This window comes from Sphaerisporangium sp. NPDC051011 (assembly GCF_040653595.1).
GTDB lineage: Bacteria > Actinomycetota > Actinomycetes > Streptosporangiales > Streptosporangiaceae > Sphaerisporangium.
On the sequence record NZ_JBFAGG010000024.1, the window covers coordinates 30,924 to 43,134 of the forward strand.

The 12,211-nt window shown below is 68.5% G+C and carries 10 protein-coding genes and 1 pseudogene; all 11 read left to right on the forward strand.

The genetic code is table 11. The features are described from left to right. Positions 1 to 37: 37 nt before the first annotated feature. The 11 genes and pseudogenes from AB0H21_RS37300 to AB0H21_RS37350 all read left to right on the forward strand — a co-directional run bounded on the left by AB0H21_RS37300 (position 38) and on the right by AB0H21_RS37350 (position 12,211). A complete protein-coding gene (locus AB0H21_RS37300) occupies positions 38 to 955 on the forward strand; it encodes a sugar ABC transporter permease (protein ID WP_358526261.1) in 918 nt (305 codons plus the stop codon). 15 nt (positions 956 to 970) lie between these two features. After that, a complete protein-coding gene (locus AB0H21_RS37305; RefSeq protein WP_358526263.1) occupies positions 971 to 1,975 on the forward strand; it encodes a carbohydrate ABC transporter permease in 1,005 nt (334 codons plus the stop codon). Positions 1,976 to 2,079: 104 nt separating this feature from the next. Beyond that, a complete protein-coding gene (locus tag AB0H21_RS37310) occupies positions 2,080 to 3,636 on the forward strand; it encodes an alpha-amylase family glycosyl hydrolase (RefSeq protein WP_358526265.1) in 1,557 nt (518 codons plus the stop codon). Positions 3,637 to 3,881: 245 nt separating this feature from the next. Further along, positions 3,882 to 5,966, forward strand: a complete 2,085-nt coding sequence (locus tag AB0H21_RS37315) for a glycosyl hydrolase family 28-related protein (RefSeq protein WP_358526267.1) — start codon at positions 3,882 to 3,884, stop codon at positions 5,964 to 5,966. Between the two features lie 353 nt (positions 5,967 to 6,319). After that, positions 6,320 to 6,958, forward strand: a complete 639-nt coding sequence (locus AB0H21_RS37320; protein WP_358526269.1) for a TetR/AcrR family transcriptional regulator — start codon at positions 6,320 to 6,322, stop codon at positions 6,956 to 6,958. Next, positions 6,955 to 7,263: pseudogene (locus AB0H21_RS37325) on the forward strand (beta-eliminating lyase-related protein); the annotation flags it as partial. The gene AB0H21_RS37320 and the pseudogene AB0H21_RS37325, both read left to right, overlap by 4 nt. Then, positions 7,196 to 7,921 (forward strand): beta-eliminating lyase-related protein, encoded by a 726-nt coding sequence (locus AB0H21_RS37330; protein ID WP_358526271.1) that lies wholly within the window; start codon positions 7,196 to 7,198, stop codon positions 7,919 to 7,921. The pseudogene AB0H21_RS37325 and the gene AB0H21_RS37330, both read left to right, overlap by 68 nt. 151 nt (positions 7,922 to 8,072) lie before the next feature. After that, a complete protein-coding gene (locus tag AB0H21_RS37335) occupies positions 8,073 to 10,445 on the forward strand; it encodes a prolyl oligopeptidase family serine peptidase (RefSeq protein ID WP_358526273.1) in 2,373 nt (790 codons plus the stop codon). Positions 10,446 to 10,601: 156 nt separating this feature from the next. Further along, on the forward strand, positions 10,602 to 11,426 hold the full coding sequence (locus tag AB0H21_RS37340; protein WP_358526275.1) for an ABC transporter substrate-binding protein: 825 nt from the start codon (positions 10,602 to 10,604) through the stop codon (positions 11,424 to 11,426). 7 nt (positions 11,427 to 11,433) lie between these two features. After that, positions 11,434 to 11,838 (forward strand): hypothetical protein, encoded by a 405-nt coding sequence (locus AB0H21_RS37345; protein ID WP_358526277.1) that lies wholly within the window; start codon positions 11,434 to 11,436, stop codon positions 11,836 to 11,838. Then, on the forward strand, positions 11,825 to 12,211 hold the full coding sequence (locus AB0H21_RS37350) for an XRE family transcriptional regulator (protein ID WP_358526279.1): 387 nt from the start codon (positions 11,825 to 11,827) through the stop codon (positions 12,209 to 12,211). Before AB0H21_RS37345 ends, AB0H21_RS37350 begins: the two co-directional genes overlap by 14 nt.

The following is a 12,211-nucleotide window of genomic DNA, read 5'->3' on the forward strand; positions in this document are numbered from 1 at the left end:
CCCCCGCCGGTCACCGTCGAAATCAGGAGCTCAACCGATGACCACAATGACCGTGAAGGGATCACGGCGCAGCACCACGGGGGCGGTGCGACGCGGTGTGCGCCGCAACCTGACGGCGTACGGATTCCTCTGCGCGGCGCTGATCTGCTTCGCGTTCTTCTCCTGGTACCCGATGGTGCGGGAGTTCCTCCTCAGCTTCCAGAAGACGAACTTCGTCGGGCCGCCCGAGTGGGTGGGCCTGGAGAACTTCCGCACGGTGATCGACGACTCGGCGTTCGCCCCTGCGTGGATCAACACCGCCGCGTTCACGGGCCTCGCGCTCATCGTCGGGTACGCCGTGCCCTTCGTGGCCGCCATCGTGCTCAACGAGCTGCGCCACGCCAAGGCGTACCTGCGGTTCGTGGTCTACCTGCCGGTCATGCTGCCCCCGGCGGTCGCGGTGCTGCTGTTCAAGTGGTTCTACGACCCGGGCCCCGGCCTGTTCAACCAGATCCTGGACTTCGTGCACCTCCCCGGCCTGAGCTGGCTGGACTCCACCAGCACCGCGCTGATCTCGCTGGTGCTCGTCTCCACCTGGATGAACCTCGGCACCGGCACCCTGATCTACCTGGCCGCCCTGCAGAGCATCCCGGGCGAGCTGTACGAGGCCGCCGAGCTCGACGGCGCGGGCCTGTTCAAGCGGGTCTGGCACGTCACCATCCCCCAGACCAAGCTGATCCTCCTGGTCATGCTGCTGTTGCAGATCGTCGCCACCATGCAGGTGTTCATCGAGCCGTTCCTGCTCACCGGCGGCGGCCCGGAGAACGCGACGGTGACCGTCGCCTACCTGATGTACCAGTACGCCTTCAGCTTCGGGAACTTCGGCGGCGGCGGCGCGCTGGGACTCATGCTCATGATCGTGCTGATGGTGTTCTCGGCCATCTACCTGCGCGTCTCGCGGGACGACAAGAACTAGAAGGGAGTGGCACCGATGTCGAACAGCACCGTCCGGTCGGCGGGCAGTGACGTGCGCCCGAGCCGCCCCGCCGGGCCGGGGGCCCCGCAGACGCCCGGCCCCCGCGCAGCAGAACGACGACGCAAGCGGGCCAGGGAGCCCCAGCGCCGGTTCCGCGGCGTCGTGTCGCCGCAGACGCTGAGCACCCCGCACGGCAAGGTGATCTATTGGATCGTTCTGATCACCGTCGTGGCGCTCTTCACCGCGGTCTTCGTGTTCCCCCTGTACTGGATGGTCACCGGGGCCCTCAAGTCGGCCGACGAGTTCGCCCAGATGCCTCCCACGTTCTTCCCCAAGTCCGTCGACTTCGGGGTGTACAAGGAGGCGTGGGACCAGCTCGACCTCGGACTGTTCCTGCGCAACACGCTGATCTACGCGGCGGGCGCCTGGTTCTTCACGCTGGCCATCGACGTGACGGCGGCGTACGCGCTGTCGAAGCTGCGACCGGTGCTCGGCAAGCTCGTGCTCGCCCTGATGCTCTCGACGCTCATGATCCCGCCGATGGTGATCCTGCTGCCGGCGTACCTGACCGTCAAGGACCTCCCGATCTTCGGGTTCAACCTCCTCAACACCCCGTGGGCGATCTGGCTGCCCGCCGCCGCCAACGGGTTCTTCATCTTCCTGCTCAAGCGATTCTTCGACTCGATCCCCCGGGAACTGCTGGAGGCGGCCGAGATCGACGGCGCCGGTCCGGTGCGGATCCTGTGGTCGATCGTGCTCCCGGTATCCCGGCCGATCATCGGCGTGGTCTCCATCCTGGCGGTCGTGAACGTCTGGAAGGACTTCGTCTGGCCACTGCTCGTGCTGCCCGACACCGACAAGATGTCGATCAGCGTGGGCATCTCCTCTCTGTCGGCGCAGATGCCGCAGAACGTGCTCATGGCGGCGCTCGTCATCGCGAGCATCCCGGCCATCGTGGTCTTCTTCATCTTCCAGCGCAGCATCATGGCGGGCCTGACCGCCGGAAGCCTCAAGGGATGACCCGGGGCCGGCCCTACAACGCCCACGCGCAGCCGTACACACGGCCGGGCCGCCCGACGCGGCGGCGTGAGCCGTACACCGAATCTGTAAGGAGAGATTCCAGCATGTCCGAAACGTGGTGGCGGGGAGCCGCGATCTACCAGGTCTACCTGCGCAGCTTCGCCGACGGCAACGGCGACGGCATCGGCGACCTGGCCGGCCTGCGGTCCCGTCTTCCGTACCTCTCCGATCTCGGTGTCGACGCCGTCTGGCTCAACCCCTGGTACCCCTCCCCCATGGCGGACGGCGGCTACGACGTGGCGGACTACCGCGACATCGAGCCGGCCTTCGGCACGCTCGCCGAGGCGGAGAAGTTCATCCAGGAAGCGCACGCGGTGGGCATCAGGACGATCATCGACATCGTCCCGAACCACGGCTCCGACCAGCAGGAATGGTTCGTCCAGGCGCTGGCCGCCGGCCCGGGCTCGCCCGAACGCGCGCGCTTCTGGTTCACCGAGGGCCGGGGCGAGGGACTGCCGCCCAACGACTGGAAGTCGATCTTCGGCGGGCCCGCGTGGACGCAGGTGCCCGACGGCCAGTGGTACCTCCACCTGTTCGCCCCCGAGCAGCCGGACTTCAACTGGACCAACCCGGAGGTCATCGAGGAGTTCCACGACGTCCTGCGGTTCTGGTTCGACCGGGGCGTGGACGGCATCCGCATCGACTCCGCCGCCGTGCTGATCAAGGACTTCACCAGCGAGGAGGAGTCCTACACCGACCACGACGGCGTCCACGACATCTACCGCGGCTGGCGGCGCGTCGCCGACGAGTACGAGGGCGAGCGCATCCTGATCGGCGAGGTGTGGCTGCCCGACCAGGAGCGGTTCGCGCTCTACCTGCGCCCCGACGAGATGCACACGGCGTTCAACTTCGACTTCATGTCCCGCCCCTGGGACGCGCGGGAGCTGCGCGAGTCGATCGACATGACGCTGACCTCGCACCTGCCGATCGGCGCGCCGCCGACCTGGGTGCTGTCCAACCACGACGTCCCGCGCCCGGTCACCAAGTACGGCCGCGAGAACACCGCCTTCAGCCACGCCGACCGCCGGGACGGCGTCCCGTCCGACCTGGTACTCGGCGAGCGCCGGGCCCGGGCGGCGGCGCTGCTGGCCATGGCCCTGCCGGGCAGCCTGTACGTGTACCAGGGCGAGGAACTCGGGCTGCCGGAGGTAGACGACATCCCCGGCGAGCTGCGCCAGGACCCGATCTGGACCCGGTCGAAGAACACCGTGCCCGGCCGGGACGGCTGCCGCGTGCCGCTCCCCTGGTCGGGACAGGAGGCGCCGTTCGGCAACGGCACCGGAACGCCGTGGTTGCCACAGCCCGCCTCCTGGGCCACCCTGACCGCCGAGGCGCAGGACGCCGACCCCGCGTCCATGCTGTGCCTGTACCGCGCCGGCCTGCGCGTCCGCCGCGGCAAGCTCGGCGACGGGGCGCTGCGCTGGCTGGACGCGGGCGAGAACGTGATCGCCTTCACCCGCGAATCGGGGCTGGCCTGCGTGGTCAACTTCGGCGCCGAGCCGGTCGCGCTGCCCGAGAACCAGGGCGTCGTCCTGGCGAGCGGGCCGCTGGAGGGCGAACTGCTCCCCACCGACACCGCCGTCTGGCTGCGCACCGCCTGAGCCGGCAAGACCCTGTCCGCACGACATCCGACCGACGTCCCGCCCGCGTCCGATCGACGCGCGCCAGACGTCCGCACGATGTCCGCACGATGTCCGCACGATCCGCACCCCGTCCGCCACGCAGGGCCGGCCGTCTTCTCGGGGACACGGACGCCCTCTGTCTTCACCGTCCCTCCACCACGGGCCGGTCCCGCCCGGACCGGCCCTTCTCCGCCCGCCACTCCTGAGAAGGCGAGTTCACCCCCATGCAAGGAGCTGTCTTCAGGCTGCCCGCCGTGGTGGCCTGTGCCGCGCTGGCGCTCGCGGGGCTCACTACGGCCGCGAACGCCCAGTCCCCGTCCCGGTCTGCGCGCGAGTCCTCCGCCGCCTCCCCCGCCGTGACCCGCGCCATGACCCCCACCGTGACCCCCACCGTGACCCCCACCGTGACCCGCGCCGCCCTCGACCCTGCGCTCGTCGCGGGCCGTGGGGCCTCCGTCGCCTTCGCCGAGCAGGAGGCGGAGAACGCGACGACCAACGGCACGGTCATCGGCCCGGACCGCACGGCGTACACGCTGCCGTCGGAGGCCTCCGGCCGTAAGGCGGTCAAGCTGACGCCCGGCCAGTACGTCGAGTTCACGCTGCCGAGCGCGGCCAACGCGATCACCGTGCGCTACAGCATCCCGGACGCGCCGAACGGCGGCGGCATCACCGCGCCGCTGAACGTGACGGTGAACGGCGGGGCCAAGCAGACCCTCACCCTCACCTCGCAGTACGCGTGGCTGTACAACCAGTACCCGTTCACCAACGACCCGAACGCCGACCTGCTGCACCCGGACTGGTGGATCACCGAGTGCCGGTGCGTCCCGAACGCCACGACGCCCCCGCCGACGATCACCAAGCCGTTCCGCCCGAGCCACTTCTACGACGAGCAGCGCCTGCCGCTCGGCAAGACCTACCGCGCCGGTGACAAGGTGCGGCTCACGGTCCCGGCCGGGAGCAACGCCGCATGGACGGTCGTGGACCTGCTCGACTCCGAGCTCGTCGGCGCGCCGCACGTGCGGGTCGTCGCGGCCAACGTGCTGGCGTTCGGCGCCGACCCGCTCGGCCGGCGCGACTCCGCCGACGCGTTCGACAAGGCGATCGCCTTCGCCAGGCGCAACAACCTCAAGGTGTACGTCCCGCCGGGCACCTTCCAGGTGAACCGCCACATCATCGTCGACGACGTGACGATCGAGGGCGCCGGCAACTGGTACACGATCATCAAGGGCCGCGAGGTGGCCCTGCCCACGCCGGCCCCCGACGGCTCGGTGCACACCGGCGTCGGCTTCTACGGCAAGGACGCCTCGGCGGGCGGCAGCAGGAACGTCCACCTGTCCGGCTTCACGATCCAGGGCGACGTCCGCGAGCGCATCGACACCGACCAGGTCAACGGCATCGGCGGCGCGCTGAGCGACTCGACCATCGACGGCCTCTACATCCGCCACACCAAGGTCGGCATGTGGTTCGACGGCCCGATGACCAACCTGAAGATCAAGAACAGCGTCATCGTCGACCAGATCGCCGACGCCATCAACTTCCACACCGGCGTCACCAGGTCGTCGGTGTCGAACACCTTCGTCCGCAACACCGGCGACGACGGCCTGGCCATGTGGTCGGAGAAGACCGCCAACGCCGGCAACACCTTCGACCACAACACCGTGCAGACCCCGGTTCTCGCCAACGGCATCGCGATCTACGGCGGCACGGACAACATCGTCTCGGGCAACCTGGTCGCCGACCCGATCCGCGAGGGCAGCGGCATCCACGCCGGGTCCCGCTTCGGCGCCGAGGCGTTCGCCGGGCACCTGTGGATCACGAACAACACCACGGTCCGCGCCGGTACCTACGAGCTGAACTGGAACATCGGCCTCGGCGCGATCTGGCTGTTCGCGCTGGAGAAGAGCATCGACGCCGACATCCAGGTCGTCGGGGACCACTTCCTCGACAACACCTACAACGCGATCATGATGGTCAGCGACTGGCCGGTGAAGGACCAGTACTCGATCACGAACGTCCACTTCAAGGACATCCGGGTCGACGGCACGGGAACCTCGGTGGTCAGCGCCCGCGTGAAGGGCTCGGCGACCTTCGAGAACGTGGACGCCCGCAACGTCGGCGCGGTCGGCGTCAACAACTGCGGCTCGTTCAACTTCCCGCCGACCGGCTCGGAGTTCTCCCTGGTGGACCTCGGCGGCAACGACGGCGGCGGCACCACCGGCCCGTGGCTCGCGCCCTGGGAACTGCCGAACACCATCACCTGCGACGACCGTCCCCCGGTCGTGGCGCCCCCCGCCCCCTCCGCCTGGTAACACTCCCGGCTCCCCGACCCCCCGCCCCCGGGTCCCCGCGGCGGCCTCCTGCCAAAGGCCCCCGGGAACCCCTCCCCAGGTACGGCCCGCGCTCCCCGCCAGGACGCGGGCCGTACCGCGTTCCAGCGGATCTCTCAGCGCCGCCGGCGCCTGAACGCCCTGGCGCAGCGGTCCGAGGCGCGTAGCCGGTCGTCCCCCGCTACACCTCCTCACACTCATACGCGCCCGTAGGGGATTTATAGAACTCTCTAAAATTGATGTTGACACTGAAATTGGAGTGCTCCATCGTCGCACAACAATCAGAGGTCAAGGGACGATCGGTGGTCTTGGGCCGTCGAGTGAGGACGTCTACCATGAGTCGATCCGCCGTTCAGCACGAGTCGCCCGGGAGCCCGCAGTCGCGGCAGTCGCGGAAGCGCCGACGGACTCGGGAGTCGATCCTGAACGCGGCCTGGCTGTGCTTCACGAAGGCGGGCGTGGAGAACACGAGCATCCGCGAGATCGCCGAGCTCGCGGATGTGTCCGAGGCCACTGTCTACAACCACTTCAAGAATCGGGCCGAGCTGATCGAGGCCGTGATAGGCGAGACGCGCCCGCGCCTTGACGAGATGGTCGAGGCGGTGGATGGGTTGGGCGACGCGGAAGGGCCGCTCGATGTCCTGCGTCTGTTCGCCGAACGCGTTCGGGGGGAGGACCTCGAAGACCTGCAGGTGCTTCGCCGGTTCCGCCGCCAGATGCGCGCGGTTCCCGAGCTCTATGCCGCCCACCTGATCCGGCGAGAGGAGTCCACGGCGGTTCTCGTCGAGGCGCTCACGCCTCGAGCCCGCGCCGTCGGGATGCCCGATCGATCGCTCGAACTACTCTGTAGCGCATACGCCGCCATGTCGGAGTCGATCGCAGCAGCGCAGACCGACAGTTCGACGCCGGACTCCTGGGCGGACGAGCTTGTCCACGCCATCGAGCTCCTCCGAGTGGGCTGGCAGGACAGATGACACCGCGAATTTCGCCACGGCCCTCGACGGGTGAGCGCACTCTGTCGATCACCGGCACGCGGCGGCGCGAACCCCTGCACGCCGCGGCGAGGCTTTCGCGCTTCCTTGACGACCGGAGCGCGGCGGGGCACTCAGGTGACCTCGTCCGCAACCTTCAGGAACGCGTCGCAGAGGTGACCGGCAAGGAAGCCGCACTTCTTCTGCCGACGGGCACGATGGCGCAGCAGATCGCGCTTCGTGTGCACTCGGGGCGTCGCCGGAGCGCGGAGTTCGCCGCGCACCCGACGTGCCACCTGCTCAACTACGAGTTCGACGGTTACGCGGTCGTCCACGGGTTGCGAGCCCACCGTCTCGGCGACGCGCATCGGCTGTTCAACAGAGACGATCTCGCAGCCCTGCCCGGCACGGTCGGCTCGGTGGTGTGGGAACTGCCGCAACGCGAACTGGGCGGAGTCCTCCCGGCGTGGGAAGAGTTGGTGTCGCAGGTGGACACCGCGCGCGGCAGGGGCGGCGACGCACCTCGATGGGGCGCGGCTGTGGGAGGCCGCCGCCGGATACCGCCGGACGGTCGCCGAGATCTCAGCGCTGTTCGACACCGTCTATGTTTCGCTGTACAAGTCGCTCGAAGCCCCATGGGGCGCGGTGATCGCCGGCGACCGCGACGTCATCCGCGATGTCTGGACGTGGGCGGTCCGTCTTGGAGGCGATTCGGCGGGCAACTGGCCGCTGGCCGCCTTCGGCCTGATGGCTCTCGACGAGCTGCTCCCGAGGATGCCGCGATACCTCGACCATGCCAGGGCCATCGCGGACGCGATCGATGCGATCGTCGCCGTTGTGCTTCCTGCCGTCCCGGAGACCGGGATCGTGCACGTGCACCTTCCCTTCGCCGCGGAGCGGGTGGCCGCCGCGCACGAGATCATCGCACGCGAGCACGGCATATGGCTCTCCCGCGCCCCCGCGTGACGACCCCAGAGAGCTGCTTCTTCGAGATCGCGGTCGGCGAGAGCGCTCTCGAGATCGAGCCACACGAGGTCGCGGACGCCCTCGTCGGCCTCCTCGAGCTCGCCGCATCACCGTCAGGTGATCGCAGACGACCAGAGAGGACCGGACGACCATGACGCCGGACATCATGTCCCACGAGGACACCGTGGCCGCGTTGGACTGGCAGTCCGCGCAGAACGAACGCGCACGGGCCCATGTGCACGCGCTTTCGGCCCATGCCGCGTACGAGCGGCGCCTGCGCGACGTCTTCACGGCGACGAAGGCGACGCCGCTCCTGCGGGCAGGCGCCCTGTGGTTCCAGCAGGAGACCGGCGACTTCGTCCGCGTCGTCGTCCGCTCGGACCCGAGCGGACCGGGGCGGACGATCTACGACGCGGCTGCGACCGCCAGGCAGGCGGGCGTTCCGGTCCGACTGGTCTGGTTCGCGCCATCGCCGGACGGCGCTCTCGTCGCGATCGCCTCGGAGCTGGCGGGTTCCGAGCGAGCACGCGTCTGCGTGCTCGACGTCACGACCGGGAAGGAGATCCCGACGGACATCCCATGGGTGCCCGCCTGGCCCGTGTCGTGGCTGCCCGACTCCTCGGGGTTCTTCATCGACTCGCGGACCGTGCGTGACGGCGAGTTCACCGGCGGCGGTGACGAGCTCTTCCTCTACCGGCTCGGACAGCCGGTGCCGACCGAGCCGGAAGCCCTGCCGATCAGGCTGCGCTTCCCTCGGGCGCGGGTCTCGGCGGACGGCCGGCATGTCGCGCTGGTCATGGATGATCGCGTCGACTACGTGCGCGACGCCGAGGGAATCTGGCGACCGTTCCTGCGAGACGTCCCCGGCGCGCACTTCGGCGAGTTCGTCGGCGACGACTTCTACGCCGTCGTCACGGACGGACATCCGCGCGGTCGCATCGTCCGCATTCCCATCGCTACGGCCGCGGAGCAGTCGACATGGACGGAGCTCGTCCCGGAGACCGCCGACGTGCTGCTGTACGCGGCGGTGTTCGACGACCGGATGGTGGTCGGCCTCACCCGTGATCTGAGCACGGTACTCGAGGTGCGCGACCTCGATGGACGCTTCATCACGACCGTCGGGTTGCCGTCGTACGGCACTGCGGGCGGGGAGTACACCGCGAACGGACTGCTCGGCGAGCCGCCGTTCCTGCGCAGCGCGGACGAGATCTCGTTCACGTTCTCCACGCCGGTGGCGTCCCCGGCGGTGTATCGCTACGAGGTGACAGTCGATCGGCTCACGATGATCACCCCGCCGGCGCTGGAGCTACCCGGGCGTGTCGTCGAGACTCGTACCGCCGTCTCGTGTGACGGCACCCTGATCCCTTTCACAGTGGTGCGCCTTGAGGGCGCCCATGGCCCGTTGCCCACGGTGATCGAGGGCTACGGAAACTTCGGACTGGCCGTGCTCCCGAGCTTCAACGTGTTCGCCGTACCGGTTATCGAGGCCGGCGGCGTGTACGTGCTGGCGCATCTTCGAGGCGGAGGCGAGTTCGGCCAGGAGTGGTGGCATGCCGGGCGGCTGGAGCGCAAACAGCGCACCTTCGATGACCTGTACGCCATCGCCGAGCAGCTCATCGCCGACGGGATCACGACGTCGCGGCAGTTGGCGTTCCACGGCGCGTCCGGCGGCGGGCTCACGGCCGGCGTCGCTCTGGTTCAGCGTCCTGAGCTGTTCGCCGCGATCGTCGCGCGTTCTCCCGTGCTCGATCTTCTCACTCGTGACAGGGACGCGCTGCAGGACTCGATCGCTGCTGAGGAGTACGGATCGCTCGCGATTCCGGAGCAGGTCGAGGTCATGCGTTCGTACTCACCCGTGCACAACGTGCGAGACGACGTCCGGTATCCGGCGTGCATGTTCGTCGCAGGGCAGAACGACCCGCGGACCAAGCCCTGGCAGTCGCGCAAGATGGCGGCCCTCGTCGCGGAGGCGACGAGCGGAAGCTCCCCCATCTTGCTGCGGGTGCATGCCGAGCGCGGACACGCGGCCGTGGGAGCGGACGCTTTCGCCCGGGAGACGGCCGAATGGCTCGCCTTCATCGCGGATCAGATCGGCCTCCACCCGGGCGACGCAAACGAAGCGGATGTGGCGGAACCGGTCGTGGTGTTCCGGCCGGATGCGGCGTTCGGCGTGCGGACGGAGCATACGAGCCCCGGCGATCTGCCAGGTCTCCCGGCAACCTGGACGGCTACGGCGGAGGCGTACGCGAACGCTGCGACGCGGGTGTCAACCGGTGTCTGGGAATGCGAGCGGTGCGACTGGAACCGGATGGAGATGGGTTCTCGCGGCGAGTTCTTCTACGTCCTCAGCGGCTCGATCGTCATCTGCCAGGACGGCGGCGAACCCGTCGAGGCGAGGGCGGGAAGCGCCGTGTACTCGCCGCCGCATTGGACCGGCCACTTCCGGGTGCCGGAGCGGCTCACGAAGGTCTACTTCAGCGTCGACCTGCCGCATGGCACGCCCTCGCGCCGGTCGGACGGCTGACAGCGCCGCCCTCTCGAACCGGCGGCGCGGACGACGTCGGCACACAGACGACGTCGCCATGAACGGCGATGCGCAATCGAAGGAGATTGCATGTTCATTCAAACTACTCGCGGGACCCGTGCCGCACAGTCGGGCAAAGCGCCGCGGCCTCGTGCCGTGCCCCTCGCGTGGGGAGCCGGTCTGCTCACGGCGTCGCTCGCGCTGAGCGCCTGTGCCGGCGGCACCGCGGCCGACGACTCGGGCTCCGGCACCTTCACGCTCGCCGTGCCGGTGCCCCTGCCCTCGGCGAATCCGTACGCTGTGAACACCGGCGCGGGACAGATGAGGTACCTCAGCTACCTCGCTTACGACCCGCTGATCAACGAGACGAAGTCAGGAGAGTTCGTCTCGGGTCTCGCTTCCGTGTGGAAGGCGACGTCGACGAGCGCGACCTTCACGCTCAGGAAGGACGTCACCTGCTCGGACGGAGAGAAATTGACGGCCGGCCAGGTCGCGGACGCGCTCAACTTCGTCGGCGACCCCAAGAACCAGTACCCGTGGGTCGGCGGCCTCACGCCCACCGTCGCCTACAGCGTGAAGGGCGATGACGATGCCGGGACGCTGACCGTGACGACCGAGCAGGACTTCCCCTTCCTGCTGCAGACGCTCGGCCAGGTGCCCATCGTCTGCGCGCCGGGATTGAAGAATCCCTCGAAGCTCGACCAAGGCACGAGCGGGACCGGCCCGTTCGTGCTCGAGTCCGCCACCAAGAACATCTGGACGTACCGGGTGCGCGAGGGCTACAGGTGGGGGCCGGACGGCGCGAGCACGTCGGCGGCGGGAACCCCCCACAAGCTGGTGCTGAAAATCGTCACCGACCCGACCACCTCGGCGAACGAACTGCTGGCGGGCAAGCCTCATCCTCCCCGCTCAAATTCACTCAACGCGCTCCGCCCCGCCTGGGCGGTATGGCTTGACTATCATATGATGTCGATGTCATAATGGGGTTGTGGATGTTGACGGCCCCGAGGAGTTCTGGGCGTGGATGGATCGGGTCGAGACAGATGCCTGCGGGGGCGACCAGCATGCCCGGCTGGTGCTGGGCCATGTGGTGGCGGCGCTGGACTTGCTCCGTCGGCTTCCCGAAGCCCCGAGCGGGGAAAGCGAGATGGCCACGCTCAAGCGGGTGCGGCAGTCGCGGCGTTATCCGTTGTGGCGGGTCAGTCATGTCTATCACCCGGACGTGGCGGTGCGACTGATCTGCTGGTTCCCTCCCAAGGTCGACACGGTGGTGGTCACGCTCTTCGCCGGCGACAAGGCGAAGATCGGCGATATCTGGTACTCCTCGGTCGCCGCGCGAGCGGACGCCTTGATTGATCAATGGACGAGGGAGACGTCGTATGACAACCAGTGAACCAACCGGGCCGGTGTTCTCGCGCGGGAACGACCGCATTGACCGCCTGATGGCCGATCCCGAGATCGCGGCCGAGGTCGCCGAGATCCGTAAGGCCAGCGAGGAGATGGACCGGGTTTACGCGATGAACCTGGCCGTGGTCCGCAAGGCCGGGCAGCTCACCCAGGTCGAGGTTGCCAAGCGGCTGGGGGTGAACCAGAGCGTCGTGTCACGTATGGAGAACAACGACGACATGCTCCTGTCCACGTTGGTGGGGTATCTGACGGCGACCGGAGCCGAAGGAGTGGCCATCGTGATGACGATAAATGGCCGCGAGGTCAAGCTGGACCTTGAACAACTTCGAGCTGCGGCCGAGGACAGGCAAAGCGTGTAA